The sequence below is a fragment of the Rhizobium jaguaris genome (assembly GCF_003627755.1).
In the GTDB taxonomy this organism is placed as follows: Bacteria; Pseudomonadota; Alphaproteobacteria; order Rhizobiales; family Rhizobiaceae; genus Rhizobium; species Rhizobium jaguaris.
The window spans coordinates 1,640,693-1,662,085 of sequence record NZ_CP032695.1 but is presented as its reverse complement, the minus strand read 5'-3'; the positions used below and the strand labels follow the sequence as shown (position 1 = coordinate 1,662,085).

15 protein-coding genes are annotated in these 21,393 nt (G+C 61.0%); 9 read left to right on the top strand and 6 right to left on the bottom strand.

All coding sequences use genetic code 11. From position 1 onward, the window contains the following. The first annotated feature begins 69 nt into the window (after positions 1-69). The 9 genes from CCGE525_RS29880 (at position 70) to CCGE525_RS29840 (ending at position 13,214) form a co-directional block, all read left to right on the top strand. Positions 70-3,696 carry a hydantoinase B/oxoprolinase family protein gene (locus CCGE525_RS29880; RefSeq protein WP_120707838.1) on the top strand — a complete coding sequence of 1,209 codons (3,627 nt, stop codon included), beginning with the start codon at positions 70-72 and terminating at the stop codon, positions 3,694-3,696. A gap of 150 nt (positions 3,697-3,846) precedes the next feature. Continuing rightward, the gene (locus CCGE525_RS29875; protein WP_120707837.1) at positions 3,847-4,377 is read left to right on the top strand and encodes a winged helix DNA-binding protein; all 531 of its coding nucleotides are present in this window, start codon (positions 3,847-3,849) and stop codon (positions 4,375-4,377) included. Next, the gene (locus CCGE525_RS29870) at positions 4,374-6,212 is read left to right on the top strand and encodes an ABC transporter ATP-binding protein (protein WP_120707836.1); all 1,839 of its coding nucleotides are present in this window, start codon (positions 4,374-4,376) and stop codon (positions 6,210-6,212) included. Before CCGE525_RS29875 ends, CCGE525_RS29870 begins: the two co-directional genes overlap by 4 nt. A 56-nt stretch (positions 6,213-6,268) precedes the next feature. After that, positions 6,269-7,792, top strand: a complete 1,524-nt coding sequence (locus CCGE525_RS29865; protein WP_120707835.1) for an ABC transporter substrate-binding protein — start codon at positions 6,269-6,271, stop codon at positions 7,790-7,792. Between the two features lie 62 nt (positions 7,793-7,854). Further along, positions 7,855-8,778 (top strand): ABC transporter permease, encoded by a 924-nt coding sequence (locus tag CCGE525_RS29860; RefSeq protein WP_120707834.1) that lies wholly within the window; start codon positions 7,855-7,857, stop codon positions 8,776-8,778. A gap of 5 nt (positions 8,779-8,783) precedes the next feature. After that, positions 8,784-9,635 (top strand): ABC transporter permease, encoded by an 852-nt coding sequence (locus CCGE525_RS29855; protein WP_425375907.1) that lies wholly within the window; start codon positions 8,784-8,786, stop codon positions 9,633-9,635. Further along, entirely contained in the window at positions 9,632-11,377 is a 1,746-nt protein-coding gene (locus CCGE525_RS29850) for a M14 family zinc carboxypeptidase (protein WP_120707832.1), read from the top strand. The genes CCGE525_RS29855 and CCGE525_RS29850 overlap by 4 nt, the downstream gene beginning before the upstream one ends. Before the next feature lie 122 nt (positions 11,378-11,499). After that, the gene (locus tag CCGE525_RS29845) at positions 11,500-12,429 is read left to right on the top strand and encodes a succinylglutamate desuccinylase/aspartoacylase family protein (protein ID WP_120707831.1); all 930 of its coding nucleotides are present in this window, start codon (positions 11,500-11,502) and stop codon (positions 12,427-12,429) included. 29 nt (positions 12,430-12,458) lie between these two features. Beyond that, entirely contained in the window at positions 12,459-13,214 is a 756-nt protein-coding gene (locus CCGE525_RS29840) for a transporter substrate-binding domain-containing protein (RefSeq protein WP_120707830.1), read from the top strand. 16 nt (positions 13,215-13,230) lie between these two features. Here the strand turns inward: CCGE525_RS29840 and CCGE525_RS29835 are convergent, their stop codons facing one another. From CCGE525_RS29835 to CCGE525_RS29810, 6 genes are all read right to left on the bottom strand, one after another. Then, a complete protein-coding gene (locus tag CCGE525_RS29835; protein ID WP_120707829.1) occupies positions 13,231-14,910 on the bottom strand; it encodes an ABC transporter permease in 1,680 nt (559 codons plus the stop codon). 12 nt (positions 14,911-14,922) lie between these two features. After that, positions 14,923-15,879, bottom strand: a complete 957-nt coding sequence (locus CCGE525_RS29830; RefSeq protein ID WP_120707828.1) for an ABC transporter substrate-binding protein — start codon at positions 15,877-15,879, stop codon at positions 14,923-14,925. A 15-nt stretch (positions 15,880-15,894) separates the two neighbouring features. Beyond that, on the bottom strand, positions 15,895-16,986 hold the full coding sequence (locus CCGE525_RS29825; RefSeq protein ID WP_120707827.1) for an ABC transporter ATP-binding protein: 1,092 nt from the start codon (positions 16,984-16,986) through the stop codon (positions 15,895-15,897). A gap of 189 nt (positions 16,987-17,175) precedes the next feature. Continuing rightward, positions 17,176-19,419 carry a xanthine dehydrogenase family protein molybdopterin-binding subunit gene (locus tag CCGE525_RS29820; RefSeq protein ID WP_120707826.1) on the bottom strand — a complete coding sequence of 748 codons (2,244 nt, stop codon included), beginning with the start codon at positions 19,417-19,419 and terminating at the stop codon, positions 17,176-17,178. Beyond that, on the bottom strand, positions 19,419-19,901 hold the full coding sequence (locus tag CCGE525_RS29815; protein WP_120707825.1) for a (2Fe-2S)-binding protein: 483 nt from the start codon (positions 19,899-19,901) through the stop codon (positions 19,419-19,421). Before CCGE525_RS29815 ends, CCGE525_RS29820 begins: the two co-directional genes overlap by 1 nt. Further along, positions 19,898-21,295 (bottom strand): cytochrome c, encoded by a 1,398-nt coding sequence (locus CCGE525_RS29810; protein ID WP_120707824.1) that lies wholly within the window; start codon positions 21,293-21,295, stop codon positions 19,898-19,900. The genes CCGE525_RS29815 and CCGE525_RS29810 overlap by 4 nt, the downstream gene beginning before the upstream one ends. Positions 21,296-21,393 lie beyond the last annotated feature (98 nt).

The window sequence follows — 21,393 nt, the reverse complement described above, 5'->3', positions numbered from 1 at the left end:
ACGATAAAACATCGACGATTTATCGATATTTTCTTAGTGAATATTTGAGCGGTTTTGGTGGAGGCGGTCTTGTCAGGCAGCGCGGCGGGTCATTGGGATTTCTGGATCGATCGCGGTGGCACCTTCACCGACATCGTCGGGCGCGATCCCGCAGGAGAATTGCACGCCCGCAAAGTCCTTTCGGAAAATCCCGACGCTTATCGTGACGCCGCAGTTTACGGTATCCGCCTGCATCTCGGTCTGACGAGTGGCGAGCCAATCCCGGCCGGCTTGATCAGCGAGGTGCGCATGGGCACGACAGTTGCCACGAATGCGCTTCTGGAGCGCAAGGGCGAACGTCTGGCTCTCGTCGCGACCAAGGGATTCCGCGACGCGCTGCGCATCGGCTATCAGGAACGCAAGAAGATCTTTGCGACTGAAATCATCAAGCCAGAAGCGCTTTACGACGACGTGGTGGAGATCGAGGAGCGCGTGCTTGCCGACGGCGCGGTAGAGTTTGCCCTGGACGAGCAGGCAGCGGAAGCGGCACTGCGGGATCTGCGTGCCAAAGGCTATCGCGCCATCGCGATCATCTTCATGCATGCCTACAAATTCCCGGCGCACGAGGCAGCCGTTGCCAAGATCGCAAGGCGCCTCGGTTTCGAGCAGGTCTCGGTCAGCCACGAGGTCTCGCCGTTGATTAAGCTGGTCGGCCGTGGCGACACGACGGTGGTTGACGCCTACCTCTCACCTGTGCTCGGCCGCTACATCAACCAAGTCTCGGAAGAGCTTGATATTGCTCGTACAGGCGTGCGCGTCATGTTCATGATGTCGTCCGGCGGGCTGACCGCTGCCGACATGTTCCAGGGCAAGGACGCCATCCTTTCCGGCCCCGCAGGCGGCGTGGTGGGCCTCGCAAAGACCGGTGAGCAGGCCGGCTTTGCCAATGTCATCGGCTTCGATATGGGTGGCACGTCGACCGACGTGGCGCATTTCGACGGCGAATATGAGCGCGCCTTCGAGACGGAAGTCGCCGGTGTCCGTGTCCGTGCGCCGATGATGCTGATCCATACGGTGGCTGCTGGAGGCGGCTCGATCCTGCATTTCGATGGCGACCGTTTCCGTGTCGGCCCGGATTCCGCCGGCGCTTTTCCCGGCCCCGCCTGTTATCGCAACGGCGGGCCTTTGGCGGTGACCGATGCCAATGTCATGACCGGTAAGCTGCTGCCGGAATTTTTCCCCGCGATCTTCGGGCCGAACCAGGATCAGCCGTTGGATATCGAGACGGTGCGCGGCAGGTTCGCCGAATTGGCAGTCCAGATCGGCGATGGCCGCAGTCCGGAAGAAGTGGCTGACGGTTTCATCCGTATCGCCGTTGCCAATATGGTCGAGGCGATCAAGAAGATTTCGGTGCAGCGCGGCTATGACGTGACGCACTATGCCCTCAATTGCTTCGGCGGCGCCGGTGGACAGCACGCCTGCCTCGTCGCCGACGCGCTCGGCATGAAGAGCATACTGCTGCATCCGATGTCCGGCCTGCTCTCAGCCTATGGCATGGGTCTCGCCGATATCAGGGCTACGCGGCAGAAGGCCCTTGGCGTACGGCTCGACGATGCCGCGCCGGCGGCCATTGCCGCATTGGGCCGAGAATTGCAGGGCGAATGCGTGCCGGAACTGCAAGCGCAAGGCGTGACTGAGGACGATATCCGCACGATCCAGCGCGCTCACATCCGCTATGCGGGCACGGATACGATGCTGGCGGTTGAGGTCACCTTCCCCGGGGTCGACGAGCCCGCGCGGCTGCGCAGCGAATTCGAAGTGCTGCACAAGCGCCGCTTCGGCTTTGTCGCGGAAGATAAGCCGCTGGTGGTCGAGGCAGTCGAAATCGAAACGATCGGAGGTGCGGCGGCCGAGATCGACATCGAGAAAGAACAGTCCGGCAAAGGCGAAGCCGATGCGGCCCGCCGCACATCCTTCCATTCCCAGGGCGAAAGCCACGATGCAGCCGTCGTGCTGCGCGAGGCGATCCTGCCCGGCCAGACAGTGACCGGACCGGCGATCATCATCGAGCCGAACCAGACCATCGTCATCGAGGACGGCTGGCAGGCGGTGTTGACGGCGAAGGATCACATCGTCTTGACCCGCATCAAGGCATTGCCGGAACGCACTGCCATCGGCACCAAGGCCGATCCGGTGATGCTGGAAATCTTCAACAATCTCTTCATGTCCATCGCCGAACAGATGGGCGTGACGCTCCAGAACACCGCCTATTCCGTCAATATCAAGGAGCGGCTGGACTTCTCCTGTGCCGTCTTCGATGCCGAAGGTAATCTCGTTGCCAATGCACCGCACATGCCGGTGCATCTCGGCTCCATGGACGCCTCGGTCGCAACTGCCATCCGGGAAAATCCGATCATCCATCCCGGCGACGTCTTCCTTATCAATGCGCCCTACAATGGCGGCACGCATCTGCCGGACCTCACAGTCTGCACGCCCGTCTTCGACGATGCCGGCAAGGACATTCGTTTCTGGGTCGCCAGCCGCGGCCATCACGCCGATATCGGCGGTATCTCCCCCGGCTCCATGTCGCCGCTTGCCACTCACATCGAGGAGGAAGGAGTCTATATCGACAATTTCAAGCTCCTCGATCGCGGCCGCTTCTGCGAAGACGAGCTGGCGAAGCTCTTGACCGGCGCCCGCTACCCGGTACGCACACTGGCGCAGAACGTCAACGACCTGAAGGCACAGGTCGCCGCCAATGAGAAGGGCGTTGCCGAACTGAAGAAGATGATCGTCCACTTCGGCGAAGACGTGGTCGATGCCTATATGGGTCACGTCCAGGACAATGCGGCCGAAAGCGTGCGCCGCGTTCTCGATCGTCTGCCGGACGGCGAGTTCAGCTATGAAATGGATCAGGGTTGCAAGATCGTCGTCAAGATTTCGATCGACAGGGACAAGCGCGAGGCGACGGTGGACTTCACCGGGACTTCGGAGCAGCGCGCGGACAATTTCAATGCGCCGCAGCCGGTAACGCGCGCTGCCGTGCTTTATGTCTTCCGCGTGCTGGTCGAAGCCGACATTCCGATGAATGCCGGTTGTCTGCGGCCGGTTCGGATCATCATCCCCGACGGGACGATGCTGACGCCGAAATATCCGGCCGCCGTCGTCGCAGGCAATGTCGAGGTCAGCCAGGCCGTGACCAACTGCCTGTTCGGCGCGGTCGGCACGCTCGCCGCTGCCCAGGGGACGATGAACAACCTCACCTTTGGCAATGATACCTATCAATATTACGAGACGATCTGTTCCGGCGCGCCCGCCGGCCCTGGTTTCAACGGCGCCGATGCCGTGCACACGCACATGACCAATTCGCGCCTGACCGATCCGGAAATTCTCGAGACCCGGTTCCCCGTGGTGCTGGAGGATTTCCATATCCGCCCGAATTCCGGCGGACGCGGCAGATGGAGCTCCGGCAACGGTACCCAGCGTACCATTCGGACCCGCGAGAAGCTGGAATTTGCCGTGCTCTCCGGCCATCGCCGCATCGCTCCGTTCGGCGCCAAGGGCGGTGAACCGGGTCAGACCGGCCGCAATTATGTCCGGCGCAACGACGGCACCATCGACGAGCTGATCGGCGCCGCCCATACGGTATTGGACGCTGGCGAAGCCTTCACCGTCGTCACCCCGACTGGCGGCGGATACGGCAAACCTGAGGCTTAGAGATTACCTCCTTGGCCGCCTTGAGTGTGGTCAGGTGCACTGCCAAAAAGCCTGGCCGAGGATACTTGAATCTTAGCGATAATTTGTTGACAAATTGTCTTTGTCGGATAGTCTGCCTGACGTACTTCAATCCGGTTATGTGAGAGCATTTTGGATAAGCCGAAGGAACGGAAATCTCCCCGCGAATTGATCGTGTCGTCCGCCCATCTGGCGGGAGGCAGTTCTCCGGCCCTCTCCGAACTTGAGTATGGATTGATCCTTTTTTCGCATGCGTTTAACCGCTGGATGGTTCGCTGCATGGCGGCTGCCGGCGTGCCCAGCCTCTCGCCGGTCGAGATCCTGATCATCCATTCGGTGCGGCACCGTGGGCGGCCGAAGACGTTGTCAGATCTCTGCCTCGTGCTCGACATCGAAGACACCCATGTCGCCAACTACGCCGTGAAGAAGCTGGAGGCTGCCGGTCTCGTCAAGACCGGCAAGACCGGCAAGGAAAAGATGATTCAGGTGACCGACAAGGGCCTGGAGGCGCTGACGCGCTATTCCGAAATCCGCGAACGGCTGCTGGTCGAAGCCACCAAGGTTTCAGGCCTCTCTCAGGACGATCTTTCCGACATAGCATCGCATTTGCGGGCGCTGTCGGGCTATTACGAGCAGGCAGCGAGGTCAGCGGCAACCCTATGAGCCTACCGATCGATATCCGAGTTGACCCTTCTGCTCCCCTTCTTTCGGTTCGCTCGCTATCGGTAGACTTCCCCCAAAGGTTCGATGCCTTTCAGGCGGTAAAGTCGCTCAGTTTCGATGTTCATGCCGGCAAGACGCTCGCCATCGTCGGCGAGTCCGGCTCCGGCAAATCGGTGACGTCAAGGGCGATCATGCGCCTCACCGATTATTCCGGCGGCCACATCAGCGGCGGCGAGGCGATTTTCCGAAGCCGCACCGGCCCGCTCGATCTTCTCAAGGCAAACCCCGAACGCATCCGGCAAATCCGCGGCGGCGAGATCGCCATGATCTTCCAGGAGCCGATGACCTCGCTCGATCCGGTCTTTTCGATCGGTGACCAGATCACAGAGGCGGTGCTGCTGCATCAAAGGACATCCCGGGCCGAGGCCAATCGCATCGCCCGCGATATGCTGGAAAAAGTCCGCATTCCCGACGCCGATGCGATGATGAAGCGTTATCCGCATCAACTGTCCGGTGGCATGCGCCAGCGCGTCATGATCGCCATGGCACTCTCCTGCCGGCCGCAGCTTCTGATTGCCGATGAGCCGACGACAGCGCTGGACGTTACCATCCAGGCACAGATCCTCAACACCATCAGGGAATTGCAGCGCGAGCTCGGTATGGCGGTGATCTTCATCACCCACGACATGGGTGTGGTTGCCGAGATGGCGGACGACGTCATCGTGATGCGCCATGGCGAAAAGCTTGAGGATGCGCCGGTGCGAGCCCTGTTTTCCAATCCTCAGCACGCCTATACGCAGGCCTTGCTTGCCGCCGTGCCGCGGCTCGGCAGCATGTCCGGAAAGCCCGCTCCCAATAGCGAGACGCTCGAGGCGGAACGCTCGGGCGCCAAACCGCCGCTCCTTCAAGTCGACGGACTAACCGCCAGGTTCCAGGCGAAGAAGAACATATTCGGACGGACGACGCATCGAGTGCACGCCGTCGAAGGTATCTCCTTTGAGATGTCAGCCGGCGAGACGCTGGCACTCGTCGGCGAATCCGGCAGCGGCAAATCGACGACCGGCCGCATGCTGCAGCAGATCATGCAGCCGTCCGGCGGCAAGATACGTTTCCGCGGACGTGACATCGCCGAAATGAACGAGCGCGAGAAACATTCGCTGCTGCAGAAGATCCAATACATATTTCAGGATCCCTTTGCCGCGCTCGATCCGCGTCAGCGGGTCGGTGCCAGCATTGCCGAGCCGATGGTCGTTCATCAGCTGTTACCGACCAGGGCGGCGATCGAGGCGCGCACCAATGATCTGCTCGACCGCGTCGGCCTGCCGCGCGATTATCGGACACGGTTTCCGCATGAGCTTTCAGGTGGCCAGCGCCAGCGTGTCTGCATTGCGCGCGCGCTTGCCAGCGATCCCGAGCTGATCATCGCCGATGAGTCCGTCTCGGCGCTCGATGTCTCGATACAGGCGCAGATCCTCGACCTACTGCTGGAATTGCAGAAGGAGCGCGGTCTTTCCTATCTGTTCATCACCCATGACATGGCTGTGGTCGAAAAGATCAGCCATCGCGTCGCGGTCATGTATCTCGGCCAGATCGTCGAGATCGGCACGCGACAGGAAATCTTCGAAAATCCGCAACATCCCTATACGCGCAAATTGCTCTCGGCGATACCGATCCCCGATCCGGATCGCAGCATCGACACCTCGCTTCTGACCGGCGCCATTCCTAGCCCGGTCAGGAAAATCGGCGACGAGCCGGCGCTTGTCGAATACCGCCGCTTCTCGCCCTCCCACTTCGTTGCGGCCGAGCCGCAGAAGCTGTCCGCAGCCCTCCCATAAGGACAGACCGCCTACTCGAATTTCATGCCCACAAAAATATCAAGGGGAATAAGACAATGAAACTGACAGGATATCGCAATCTTCTTTTTGCCGCCGCCCTATCGCTTCTGCCGATCGCGACTACAGCCGCACATGCCGCCGGCACCTTGACCGTCGCTCTCGAAACAGACGACGGCAGCTGGGACCCGATCGACACGTTCACCCTCACCTGGGGCCGCATCGGCAGCAACCTCTATGACGGCCTTGTTCTGCGCGGCCCGGATCTGAAACTCTATCCGGGCCTTGCCACCAGCTGGCAATTCCTGGACGATAACAAGCGCATCCGCTTCACGCTGCGTCAGGGCGTGAAATTCCATGATGGCGAAGATTTCAACGCTGCAGCGGTCAAGTTCACGTTCGACCGGCTCCTTGGTCCTGAAGGCGCCAAAGGACCGCAACAGGCGAACTACACCTCGATCGGCTCGGTCAATGTCATTGACGACTACACCGTCGATTTCATCCTGAAGACGCCGGACCCGGTGCTGATCACCAAGCTCGCCGGCTACGGTGCGATGATCGTGCCGCCGAAATATATCCAGGAAAAAGGTGACACCTATTTCAACCTTCATCCGGTCGGCACGGGGGCGTTCAAGTTCGTCGACTATAAGCCGAAGGTCAGTCTGACGCTTGAGGCCAACCCCGATTATTGGGGCGGCGCACCGAAGCTTAGCGGCCTCGTCTATCGCTTCATTCCGGAAGCGGCGACCCAGGTGTCCGAGCTGCAATCAGGCGGCATCGACATTGCGACGCTGGTGCCGATCAGCCTGATCGATACGATCAAAGGCGATCCGAAACTGGAAGTGGAAAGCATCACCGGTCCCGATGTGGTCATGCTGCGCTTCAACAGCGCCGACGGCCTCACCAAGGACCCGGCCGTTCGCAAGGCTATGATCGAGGCGATCGACCGAGATGCAATCATTGAACAGATCATGCAGGGCAATGCCAAGCCGATCGCCAGTCTCCAGAGCTCGCTGTCCTTCGGCTACGATCCGAACTTGAAGCCCCTGCCTTTCGACCCGGCGGCCGCCAAGGCGGCGCTCGCCAAGGCCGGCGTCAAGCCCGGCACTAATGTCGAATTGTCCTTCATCGGCACAAATGCGACCTTCCGCGAAGTGGCCCAGACGGTTGCCGCCTATCTGCAAGCAGTCGGCATCAATGTCGCGCTGAAGTCCTACGAATCCAACGTCTACTACACCGATCTGGTACCGCACGGTAAAACCGGCCCGCTCTATCAGTATCAGTGGGGCGGCTGGACCTTCGACTTCGACAACACGGCCTATCTGCTTTATCACAGCGGCCAATTCTGGAATCCCTACATCAAGGATGCCAAGCTCGATCAGATGCTGGAGGCGCAACGCGCCACCTACAATGTCGATGAGCGTAAGAAGATTCTGAACCAGATCGCCGACTATGCTGCCGATCAGGCTTATGAGATTCCGCTCTATAACAGCAACACGCTCTATGCCGTCAACAAGCGTGTTCACAATCTGCCGCCGACCCCGGATATCCGCTTCCGCTTCGTCGATACCACTGTTGAATAAGTCGAACCCGACATGACTGCCCGCCAATTGGTGGGCAGTCATCGTTTCAGCAGAGGCCAATCATGCCAATCTATATCTTGAAACGTCTGTTTCAGGCGCTGTTCGTCGTGATCGTCGTCACGCTGCTCGTCTCCTATGCGATCCGCCTCTCTGGCGACCCTACGGCCATGCTTGTGAGCGGCGGCGGCGCCATCAGCGAAGCGGATCTGCAGCGCATCCGCGCTGGTCTGGGTCTCGATCAGCCTTTCCATATGCAATATCTGAATTTCATCGGCGGCGTCATCAGGGGTGATTTCGGCAAGAGTTTCTTCGGCGGTACGCCGGTCTGGACGATGATTGCGCAAGCCTTGCCCGCCACCCTGCTGCTCTCTTTCCTTTCGCTGATCATTTCCTTTCTGATTTCGATCCCGCTCGGCATCCATGCTGCCGTCAAGGCGGGCTCCTGGTCGGATCAGATCATCCGCATCTTCTCGCTGATCGGCCTCTCCTTCCCGAATTTCTGGCTGGCGATCATGCTGGTGCTGATCTTCTCGATCAAGTTCGAGTGGCTGCCGTCGAGCGGCTTCCTCGTCTATCAGGGTCTCGTCCTGCCCTGCCTGACGCTGGCGCTCATCCTTTCCGCCGTGAATCTTCGCATCGTGCGCACGGCGATGCTGGATACGCTCTCGACCCAATATATCCTCGTCTCGCGCGCCAAGGGGCTGAAGGATCGCGTCGTGCTCTATAAGCATGCGCTTCGCAACTGCCTTATCCCGCTGCTGACCTTCGTTGGCCTGCAGTTCGGCGACCTGCTCGGCGGCGTCGTCATTGTCGAACGTGTGTTCAACTGGCCGGGCATGGGCAGCCTCGCCTTCGACGCGATTTCGGCGCGAGATTATCCGGTGCTACAGGGGACGATCACCGTGCTGGCGCTGATGATCGTGCTCACCAACCTTGCGATCGATCTCGCCTACGGCATCATCGATCCCCGCATCGGAAGGAAGTGATGCCTATGGCCGTCTCTTCCGCAAAACGCATCACCTTCTTTCGCCATACGCCGCTGGAACTGATCCTCGGTGTCATCTTCACCGCCGGCATGGTCCTGCTCGTCGTCTTCTCCGACGCGATCTTCCGTGGCAGCGCCGATATGATGGATCTGCGCGCTCGCCTGCTGCCGCCCTTCGTCAGCTTAAAGCATATTCTTGGCACCGATCCGCTTGGCCGCGATGTGCTCGCCCGCATAGCCGCCGGCGGCAAGATATCGCTGATCGTCGGTCTATTGTCGGTCGGCGGCGCCACGATCGTCGGGACGACAGCGGGGTTGATCGCAGGTTATTTCCGCGGTGTCGCCGACATGATCCTCATGCGTATCGCCGACGTTCAGCTTGCCATGCCGTTCATGCTGATGGCGCTGACCTTCATCGCCATCGTCGGCCCCGGTCTTTCCGTTCTGATATCGCTGATGATCATCGCCCAATGGGTGCAATATGCTCGTCTGGTGCGCGGTCAGGTCCTGTCGCTGCGCGATCGGGAATTCATCCAGTCGGCACGGGCCATCGGCGCCGGCAAGGGCCGGATCATCTTCAAGCATATTCTGCCGAATATTATCGGCCCGGTGATCGTGCTTATGACGCTCAACGTCGCCAACAACATCCTGCTCGAAAGTAGCCTGACTTTCGTCGGCCTTGGCGTCGATGCGACGATTCCGAGCTGGGGCGGTATGCTGGCCGATGGCCGCACCTATGTGCAGTCGGCCTGGTGGGTCAGTGTCTTTCCGGGCTTCGCCATCATGTTCACCGTCCTCGGGCTCAATCTGCTCGGCGACTGGCTTCGCGACTATCTCGATCCCACGAGGGAAAAATGACTACCATTCTCAATCTCGATGTTCCGCGCACGCTCGACGCCCTGGTCTCCCTGCTGCTTTCCAGTCCACCGAGCCAGGCGGTCGAGGCCTGGCTGTTCGACGACGGCCCCTCACGCAAGGCAGCGGAAGCAAAGCTTGCCACGGCCGGCATCAAGGCGCGTATCCGCAGTGCCTACAAGCCATTGGTCTATTTCTTCCTGGAAGAGGTCGATATTTCTTCCCTTGCCCGGATCGAGGTCGGCTACCCTGTTCATGCCGCCGCCGATCCCCATCGTTTCCTGATCGAGGCCTATCCGCTGGCCGCACTCGTTGGTAACGCCGAGATATCCTTCCACGCCAATGATCTCGATCTCGTCTATGATGTTACGCTCGTAACGAAAGCAGGTGAAACGAGCACGCATGCCGTCTTCGCGCCGAATATCGTCGAGGACGATCATGTGGGCACGCCGGTGCTGCGTTGCTGCGGCTGGCGGCGGGCTGTCGGTGTTGCCGATGCCGGGCAGCGCCTGAAGACGGATTTTGAGATCCTGTTCCTCGCCGCCGTCGATGCGGTCAAGCATCATCATTGGGAGCGGCAGCAGCCATATTTCGACCGGCTGCGCATCACGGTCGACCTGCCGGCCAACGATCTCGATCTGGATTTTTGCAGCGAAAGCATCAGCCTGCGCGAAGCCATGCATGAGGACCTGTTTTTCACCGTGCGGGAATGCCTGAATGCTGAAATGGGCGCCATGGCCGGCCGTGGCGGAGCAAGACCTGGCCAGGTTGTCCCGGATATCCGCGCTGCAAAGGCCAATCCGCGGATCGTCATGACCATCGAGGATTTCGGCGAGCACGAAGAGACGACAGGTCCCGACATCGCCATGGAAACCGCCGGCCGGCCGCTTAAGATCGGCCAGATTCGAAGGGAGCTGTCCAAGATCGAGGGCGAGCCAATCAAAGCCGTTTCGCGCGAGGGTCGCGATGTGCTCGGGGGTTATCATAAAGGCCCCGGCCCTGCCGTCCTCATCTCTTCCGGCCAACACGCCAATGAGACCAGCGGTCCGGTCGGCGCGCTGAGAGCTGCGCAGGTGCTTGCCGGCGATCCCAATGCACATTTCGCCATCGTCCCCGTCGAGAATGTCGACGGCTATGAGCTGCATCAGAGGCTGATCGTCGAAAACCCGTTCCACATGCATCACGCCGCCCGCTATACGGCCTTTGGCGACGATCTTTCTTTCACCGTCCCCGCCCCCGCCTATGAGCGTGACGCTCGGACAGCGGCCCTGACACTGTCTTCCGCCAAGCTTCATCTTAACCTGCATGGCTATCCTTCGCATGAATGGACACGGCCGATGTCCGGTTACCTGCCGCGTGGTTTCGAGCTCTGGACCATCCCGAAGGGCTTTTTCCTGATCATCTGCACGCATCCCGGCTGGGAAGCGATCGGTGAAACGTTGCTCGACGAGGTGGCACGACGGCTTGCAGAGGACAAGGCCCTTGTCGACTTCAACGCCAAGCAGATCGATTGTGTCCGGCAACATATGCCGAACGCGCCGTTCGAGGTGCGCTACGGCATCCCCGTATTGAAGCAGGTCGGCTCACTCTATCAGGCGCCGCTGACGATCATTACCGAGGCGACGGACGAGACGGTCTATGACCAGACCTTCATCGATTGCCACGAGGCGCAGATGCGGACCGTGCTCTACGCAGTCGAAGCCTACAGGCGGCTGGCCGAGAGCACCGATTTTCCGGCGGCATGAGGTTCGGTCTTGTCGTCACTGCAAGAGGGTGCTTATCCTGACGCAATCTCTCGCACGTTTTCCGTGCGGTCTTTGCCACGTCAGATATAAATCCCACAGACATTTTGAGAGGATGTAGCGCCATGGATAATTTGCCCGCTCTTCATACGAGAAAAGCCCGCGTCGAGTTCGGCCATGTCACTCCGATCGACGAAACCGCGATCCCTTTCGCGATCATCGAGAGCGCGGAACCTGGCCCAACGCTTTTGATCACGGCCGGCGTGCATGGGTCGGAATTCTGCTCGGTCGAGGCGGCGGTGCGGATAATGCAGATCAAGCCGGAGGAGATCAAGGGAACATTGGTGATCTTGCCGATCCTCAACGTCCAGGGATTCCACAAGCGCAACATCTACATCATGCCGCAGGACGGTAAGAACCTGAACCGCATGTTCCCCGGCAATCCGGAGGGTTCGACCAGCGAGCGGTTGGCGAGCTGGCTGGTGACGAGGGTCTATCCGCAAGTCGACGCCTATCTCGACATGCATGGCGGCGATCTGGACGAGGGTCTGGAACCGTTCACGATCTTCCCGGCCGGATCGGAAAAATCCCAGGCAATGGCAGCCGCCTTTGGCATACCCGTGCTGGTCGCAGCCGGCGGCGCTGGTTACACGGTCGATGCTTCTGGCAAGCTCGGCATCCCGAGCATCCTGCCGGAAGTCAGCGGCAACGGCCTTTGGGGTGAAGCGACCGTGACGCAGCTCACGGACGGTGTCCGCCGGGTGATGCAGCATCTCGGCATGGTGGCGGATGCGCCGAAGAAAACCGCTGAGGCAACCAAGGTGGTGACCATGTGGGTGCCGACCGCGCCGGTCACCGGCCTCTGGTATCCTCGCAAGGATCTCACCGAGACCGTTGGTGTTGGCGAATTGCTGGGCGAAATCAAGAATGTATTCGGAGAAGTTCTCGCAAGAATTCAATCGGAAAAGGTGGGTTTCGTCCTTTACCGGCTGACGAGCCTGGCGGTGAACCAGGGCGAGGCTCTTATCGGTGTTGGCACACCGGTTTCGGCTTGATACAGCGGTCGGATTTGATGTGTGAAGCCATGGACAATGCACACCTGCCGCTTGATCGCGACGCCGCATTTGGGGAGCTCACCCCGACCGGAAAACTCAGGGTCGGGATCATCTCCGCCCCTGCCCCGTCTGTGCTTTTTGCTATGCGCGACGGTGAGGAGGTCAGGGGGGTGACCGTCGATTTGGCGGAGACGTTGGCGTCTCAGCTTGGCGCATCCTTGGACATCATCGTCTTCATGAACTCCGGCGCTTGCACCGAAGCGCTGGAGAAAGGCGCGATCGATGTCACCTTCATGCCGGTCGATGAGGAACGCCGCAAAAGAGTGGCCTTCGGTCCGGCCTATTACGTGCTCGAAAGCACCTATCTCGTCACGGGCGTGTCCGGTATCAGGACGCTCACCGACGTCGATCGCGAGGGTATCCGCGTCGTCGGCATTGCCAATACGACGACGATCCGCGCTTCCACGCGCAGCCTTACGAAAACCGTGCCGACAGCGCAGGAATCGATCGCCGTTGCGGTCGATCTGCTATTGACGGGACAAGCGGAGGCTCTCGCCCTGTCGCGCGATGCTTTCCATACCCTCCTGCCCAGCTTTCCGGACGCCCGCGTTCTCGACGGCGGCTTTCAGCAGACGGGGATCGCGATCGCTGTCGCAAAGGCCAAACCCGCTGCCCTGGCGTTCGTGACCGGCTTCATGAACGAAGCCAAGGCGTCCGGCCTTGTCCGCAGGGCACTGGATTCGGCGGGCTTTGCGCATGAGCCGGTTGCGCCGCTTTCGTCGTGACCCACCGCTGCTGTGATCAGTCCTGAATGACGCTGACGCGCCGCATCAGGCCGATGACACAGAGCGGCAGCAACGTGGTGATGACGATGGTAATGAAGGCCATCGCCATGCCGAGGCCGATCGATCCCTGCTCGAACTGCCGCCAGATGAAGGTTGCGATCGTCTGCATGCCGACGGGCGCGACAACGACGGAGGCGACGAGTTCGCGCGAGGCCACAGCAAAGACGAGCAACATAGATGCGGCCAGACTGGGGAAAACCAAAGGCAGCATGATGCGGCGGAAAGCGGTGAAGCTGCTGGCGCCGCAAACGCGTGCCGCCGCCTCGAGATTGTCGCCGATCTGCTGGAAAGCGGCCGTCGTGTAGCGCACCGGCTGCGGCAGCAGCAGACAGCAATAGGCAAGCAGCAGGATGAGTCCGGTATTGTACGGCGTGAACGGCAAGCCCGGCATATTCCAGGCCAGGATCAGGCCAACGGCGACAACGATGCCCGGCAGCGCATTTGGCAGGATCGTCATGATGTCGAGCAGCATGCGGCCACGATAGCGCGTCTTGACGGTGGTATAGGCGGCCAGCACACCGATCAGGCCGGTCAGAAGAGCGGTTCCGACGCCGAGCGCTATGCTGTTTCCAAGCGCCTGCAGTGCGCCGGCGCTGTCCTTGAAGACAGCGAGGAAATTGTTGAAGCCGAGATTGCCGAGCGTTAGCCCGCCGGAAATCGTCTTGGACGAAGCGGTGGCGAGAATCGCGAGCAGCGGAACGCCGGTCGCGAGAAAGGCGACGACGGCGAAGGCGATAAGAACGGGAATGTTAAGCGCCCCGAGTGGCCGCTTGTCCTTGTTTTGCGGCTTGCCGCCCGTGGTCTCATAGGAGCGCCGAGCCAGAATCCAGCGCTGCAGCAGGAAGGTTATGAGCGACATGGCAACCAGCACGATCGACAGGATTGCCGCGCCCGGCAGGTCGATCGGCCAATCGGAGACGCGCAGGTCGATGCCGGTGACCAGCACCTGAAATTTCGTGCGCCCGCCAAGGGCGGCCGGCGTACCGTATTCCTCGATCGCGGCTGCGAAGACGAGCATCAGGCTGCCCGCAAGGCCAGGAGCCGAGAGCGGCAGGGTGATGCGCCAAAACGCGCGCGCCGGCGAAGCGCCGAAGACGCGACCAATATCGGCATAACGCGAGCCGACCGCTTCGACCGTGCGCGACACGGCAAAATAGACGACCGGAAAAGTGTTCATCGCCATGACGAACGTCATGCCGAAGAGTGAAAACAACACCGGCGCCATGTTGAAGCCGGCCAACTGCTGCAGATAGCCGCGCGGTTGCAGGGTCATGATCCAGCCGAGCGTGGCAATGTAGGGCGGGATCATGAAGGGGACGAGCAGGACCACGTCCCAAAAGGCGGCAAAGGGTACTTTATAAAGCGCCCGGCACACGCCAAGTGGCACAGCCAGCAGTGCGGACAAAAGAACGACGCTGAAACCGAGGATCAGCGTGTTGCGGCTCATCGCCAGCAATGCGCTGTCGCCGAGCGCCGTGTAGAATTGCGAGAAGGGCGCCGCAAAGGAGCCCTGCCCGATCTGAGGGAAAATCGCCTGCAGGACGATGGCTGCGAACGGCACCGCCACCACCAGCACGAGGCCCAATGTCGCGAGCCACGCTGCCGGTGCCGCACCGCTGATGCCGTTCGCCTTCATCCTGCTCAGACCTTATTTCGCGAACTTGTCCGCGAATTCCTTCAACGTGTCCTTGCGCTTGCCGTAGATCGCCTTGGCGTCGTATTTCAGCACTTTGAGATCGCTGATCAGCGGGCGATTGGCCGGAATGTCCGTGCGCGAGGGCATCAGATAGTCGTCTGCGACAGCCTTCTGGCCTTCGTCTGACAGCATGTAGTCGATGAACTTTTTGGCTTCATCCTGATGCTTCGACCAGTTGAGGATCATGGCTGGGCGCGGCGCGATGACCGTACCGGAGGCTGGGAAGATCACATCGATGTTCTCACCGTTTGCCTTGCTGCCCATGGCGATATAATCGACGGCGCCGAAAACAGCAGCCTTGGCGCCCTGCAGAACTGGGTTCAGCGCATCGGCATTGGCACCGGCGACGATCGCGCCGTTGGCCTTGAGGTCATCAAACAGCTTCCAGCCGTCCGTGCCCTGCAAGGCGGCCGTGAGTTCGAAGGACGAGCCGGACTGGGCAGGGTCCGGAATGTTGACCAGATCCTTGTATTCCGGCTTCGTCAGATCGGCCCATTCGGTCGGCTTCGGGGTGTTGCTCTTCGGGTTCCAGGCAATACCGAGGGCTGAGACGCCCTGAGCGACGGCGGTTTCGGTTTTCAGGAAGTCCGGCACCTTGGCGGCGTTCGGGCTGGTATAGGGAACGAGCCAGCCGCGCTTGGCGAAGTCGGTCGCCGTATCCAAGGAAGCCGAAATCAGGACGTCGACGACCGGATTGGACGCTTCCGATTCGACGCGGGCCATGACCTTGCCGGTCGTCGCCTGGAAGACCTTGACCTTGATCCCGGTCTGCGTCGTGAAGCCGGAAGCGAGCTTGTCGATGAGGTCCTGGGGACCGGCGGTATAAACGGTAATGTCGGCATGGGCGACGCCTGCCATCATCATGGCCGTCACGGCGGCAAGCGCCATGCTCTTGATCGATTTAAACATCCTCAAAAACTCCCTTTATTTATAGGCATTGCTTGAAAACCAGCGGATATGCTGGGGATCGATCCGCAGGCCGACGGGCTCGCCCGCACGAAGTTTGGTCCTGCTGATCAACTGGAGTTCGCCGCGGTCCTCGCCCGATCCGATTTGTACGGTGGCGAGATGGCCATCACCGCGAAATTGTGAGCGGAGCACGATGCCGCTGAGCACTGCCTCAGAAGTCTCCACGAGTTCGATGGCGGCTATGGGCAGTAGCGCATGCGTGGTATCCGGAGCCGCCGCATCGGCAGCCGCAATCGCAGCACCGCCTCGAACCAGCCGCCAGGTCTCGCCGTGGCGTTCCACGGCGGCAACGCAACCTAGCCGCAGGAAATCCGCGACCTCGGGCGTTGCCGGCCGGTCAATGAGGACATCCGGCGGCGCCAGTTGCTCAATCAGTCCACCGCGCATGATCGCCACCTGGTCGGCAAGGCTCAGCGCTTCGCTATGATCGTGTGTGACGTAGATTGCCGTCAGCCCGAGAGAGGAAATCAGATTGCCGATCTCGCCGACCATGGTTTCTCGCAATTCACGGTCGAGATTGGAGAGGGGCTCGTCGAAGAGGATCAGCGCCGGTTCGGCGACGATGGCGCGGGCGATGGCGACCCGTTGCTGCTGGCCGCCGGAAAGCTCGCTCGGCCTGCGCTGTCCATAGCCGCCGAGCCCGACGCGCTCCAACGCCCTCAGCGTGCGGCCCTCGCGATCCGCCTTGTTGACGCCGCGCATTTCCAACGGAAAGGAGACATTGCCGCCGACCGTCAGATGCGGCCACAACGCATAGTCCTGAAACACCATGCCGAGCCCACGCCGCTCCGGCGGCAGGAAAGCGGCTTTCGCGGCATCCGCGACGATCTGCTCGCCGATCGAGATACGCCCTTTGCTCGGGGCCAGAAGGCCGGCGACCAGCCGCAATAGCGTGGTCTTGCCGCAGCCGGAGGGGCCGAGCAGCGCCAGCGTCTGGCCTTTGGGAAGGGAAAAGTCGATGCCGCGAAGTATCGTGGTCGCGCCATAGCTCAGTTCAAGTTCCGCCGCGGAAACGGCAGCGCGCAACGGGCGTGTAGGGGCGTTCATTGGCGACCAAAATGTCGTGCGAATTAAATTAAGGCGACATTTAGACAGGCTGGATGACAGTTTTGCGACAATTTGGTTGCAATCTGGTAACATCCAATGCGCGTTAAGGGTGAAGGTGGTCTCGCCACCTCCACCAACGCATGTTCCGAAAACCGTGACGCGTTATTCGGAGATCGTGCCAGCAGATTATCAGACCGCCATCGCCGCCTTGATCCGCTCACGCGTCAGCGGCAGGTTGTAGAGCCGCTTGCCGATGGCGTCGCGGATAGCGTTGGCGACTGCCGCCGACGTCGGTCCCTGAGCCGCCTCCCCGGTACCGAGGAAGGGTTGGTCCGGCCGGTCGATGATATGGACGTCGACCGTCTCCGGCACACTGGCGAAGCGCAGGATCGGATAGCGCGACCAATCGGTGCTGGTGATGCGCGTATCGTCGAAGGTCACGGCTTCGTAAAGCGTCCAGCTCATCGACTGCAGGATGCCGCCCTCCGTCTGGTTGCGGATGCCGTCGGGGTTGATGACCTGGCCGCTGTCAATCGCCGCGACTGCGCGAAGAACCTGCGCCCTGCCCGTCTCGCGCTCGACCTTGGCTTCCACGGCAATGGCCAGATAGGCGGCATGATTCTTGTAGCGGGCAAAGGCGAAACCGCGGCCGTGTCCGTCAGGAAGCTTGCTGTCGCTCCAGCCAAACTTGTCCGCCGCCATTTGCACCACGTCGCGGGCACGCGGATCCGCCAGATGACGGAGCCGAAACTCGACCGGGTCTGCCTTGGCGATGCGCGACAGTTCGTCCATTGTGCTCTCTATGGAAAAGACGTTGGCATAGGCGCCCAATCCCCTGAGTGCCGAGACGCGCACCGGCATCTCCGCTACGAAATGCCAGAGGATGCGCCGGTTCGGGATGACATAGAGCGGATCGGCATTGCGGTCGCCATTGCCCGCGGGCGTGATCTCCATTTTCACGGGAAGCGGCGCGACCGGATTTTCCTTCAGCCGGCCGGCAAGCAGTTCGCCCGCTTTGCCGGGACGGGTGGAATGCGTATTGCTCCAGAGATCATAGGTCCAGTTGTCGATCTTGCCGCTAGCGTCAAGCGAGGCCTTAACCTTCGTCACCATCGCGGGGCCAAAAGGCTCCCAGCAATGTTCCTGCTCGCGCATCCATTGCACGCGGATCGGCCGGCCGGGCAGCTTTGAGGCGATGTACGCTGCGTCGCCTGCGGCATCGTCGGCGCCGTTATGGCCGTAGCAACCGGAGCCCTGCATGTGAATGGCGCGAACCTTGTCCTTTGGCAGGCCGAGCAGATCGGCGATCGCGCCGCGATCGGGATAGACGCCCTGAGTGTGCGTCCACACCTTGACGTTGCCATCCTTATCCATGACGGCAACGGAGCAGGACGGGCCGATCGAGCCATGGCTCGTATAGGGCCGCGTATAGGTCGCCTCGAAGATGGTTGGACCGTTGAAGGTCGGAGCGCCGGATTGCGCGACAGTTCCGACTTCGCGCTCCAAGCTTTCGAGGGCCGCAGCCAGGTTTGCCTGCTCGGGCAGCGACGGTTTCTCCTCCCATTTGGCGCTGGCGGTCAGTGCCTGCATCGCCTTGATGGCCTGGAACTCCTGTTCTGCGACAACCGCAAGGTAGTTGCCGTCGCGGATGATGGAGACAATGCCGGGCATGGAAGCGATGCTTGCCTGGTCGAAATCGAGGAGCTTCGCCCCATAGCTCGGCGGCCGAACGACGCGGGCGTGCAACATGCCGTCGAGCTTCAGGTCCTGCACATAGGAGACGCCGCCGGTAACCTTGCCAGGGATGTCGACGCGCTGCATCGGCTTGCCGATATATCGTAGCGCCGATGGTGGCGTCAGCTGCGATTGCGGCTGCGCCTTCAGATGCAGCGCCTGCCCGGAGACCAGTTCGCCATAGGCGACAGAACGGCCGTCGGAGGCAAGAATGCGCTTGCCCTTTGCCTGCAGCGTGCTGGCTTCGACACCGAAGCGACCGGCTGCTTGGGAGATCAGCAGGTCACGCACTTGCGCCGCGGCATTGCGGATCGCGGTGCCACTATTCATCATCGACTGGCTGCCGGCCGTATAGCCCTCGTTGGGCGTCAGGTTGGTATCGGCGGTGATGAGTTCGATATCGCCGGGCTCGACTTCCAGTTCGTCGGCCGCAAGCTGCAGCAGTGCGGTCTCGACGCCTTGTCCGAGCTCGGCCTTGCCGGTGAAGACGGTGATGTGATTGCCGGCATCGATCTTGATCCAGGAATCGAGGTAGGGATCATCGGCCAAGCTGCCTGGCAGAGGCGGCGTGGCAGTAGTTTGGGTCACCGGAGCCGCCTCCTGGCCGAGCGCGCGGCTGACGGAAAAGCTGACCACGAGGAAGCCGGTTCCGGTCAGAAGGCCGCGGCGGGTGATTTCCGCTTTGTCGAGGGTATCCATCAGCCCGTCCTCTTCATCGGCTGCGACTGCGGCCGTGCTGCGCGACGGATTGCCGCCATGATGCGCATATGCGTGCCGCAGCGACAGAGATTGGTGCGTAGCGCCGCGCGGATATCGTCGTCGCTCGGATCGGGATTTCGTCTGAGCAACGCTTCACCAGCCATCATCATGCCGGCGATGCAATAACCGCACTGCGCCGCCTGCTCCTCGATAAAGGCTGCCTGCATCCGTCCGGGATTGTCGATTGTGCCGAGCCCTTCGACGGTCATGATCGCCTTACCCTGCAGAAGCGTGATCGGCGTTACGCAAGAGAGCACGGGCTGCTCATCGACTATTACGGTGCAGGCGCCGCATTGGCCGAGGCCGCAGCCGAATTTCGCGGCGTTGAGCGCCAGATCGTTTCTGAGCACGTAAAGAAGCGGCGTGTCGGGATCTGCCTCAACATCATGGTCCTTGCCATTGATTGTGAGCGTGATTGTCATGGTTGCTCCTTCGCACCTACATTCAGGGGTGCCCGTTCGATGCCGTCTGAAGGGACGACCGTTACCTTGATTTCGCCTGATCGCGTCCTAGCGACGAGATTTGCCACGTCCTGCCAAGGCCCTTGGTCGGTAAAACGCGCACGGAGATAGGCGAGAAGGTCGGCCACCTGCACGTCGTTGAGCGAACCGCCGAAGGCCGGCATAACGGCGCTCGGCTGGCCGTCGGCCGGCGGCAGGCCATAAAGCGCGATATTGATGGCGTTCTGTGGGTTCGGTGCATGGATTGCGGTACTTAGGCGGAAATTCATGCCGCCGAAGGGCGGCGGCCGGCCACCCTCGTGGCAGGTGGAACAGGTGGCCGTGTAGATGGCAGCGCCTGGCATATGTGCGGTCTTGGCCGCCGAGGGGTCCTGTTCCGTCGAAACGAGTGCGACCTTGCCTTGATCGCCGGAAAAAGCCTTGCGCAGCTCGTCCGCCTTGGCCGCTTTGTCCGCCGATGGCTGACCCATGTTGGCGGCAACATAGGTAGCGATGGCGTCGATGTCGCTGTCAGGGAGCGAACCCAGATTGCCGGTGACTTCCGCCATCGGACCGCCGGCGACGCCATGGAATTGGTCCCAGCCATGACGCAGGTAAAAGGCTATGCTGTCCTTGTCCCATGGAATGGGTGCTGCGGAAGCGGTGTTGATCGCAAACGCGTGCCAACCTTCCTCTTCACCGCCCGCGAAAGGTCGGCTCGCGTCTTCGGCGCCAAGGCTGTTGCGCGGCGTATGGCAGGCGCCGCAATGGCCCAGGCCTTCGGCAAGATAGGCGCCGCGGTTCCAGGCGTCGCTCTGAGCCGGATCCTGGGTGAATGCACCTTCACGGAAGAACAACAGCTTCCAACCAGCCAGCAGCGGCCGCAGCGTCAGCGGGAATGGCAGCTGGTTTGCCGGCGCGACGGCGTGCACGGGCGTGCGCGTCATCAGGTAGGCATAGAGCGCGCGATTGTCGTCATCTGTCACGTGGGTGAAATGGTCGAAGGGAAAGGCCGGGTAGAGGTTGTTGCCCTGGCGGTCGACGCCTTTTCGCATGGCGCGATTGAAGGCCGCCTCGCTCCAGCGACCGATGCCGGTCTCCGGATCAGGCGTTATATTGGTGGAATAAAGCGTTCCGAACGGGGTTGGTATCGCCAGGCCACCGGCAAAAGCCTGTTTTCCGGGGACGGTATGACAGGCAATGCAATTGCCGACCGAGGCCAAAGCTTCGCCATGCGCAATGAGCCGCGCGTCGAATTGAGAATGGGCCGATGCTTCCTCCGCGGGGATTTCCGCGTGTGAGGTGAGCGCGAAAAACCCAACGGCGGCGATGATCGCAAGGATCACCAGGACTGATAGCAATCGAATGATACGCATTACAGGTGTGAACTTTCGCATGCCCCCCGGACACCGAACACGCCTTAACGTCGAGGTCTATCACGTGTTGCGCGACGCTTCATCTTTTTTGTCATCGC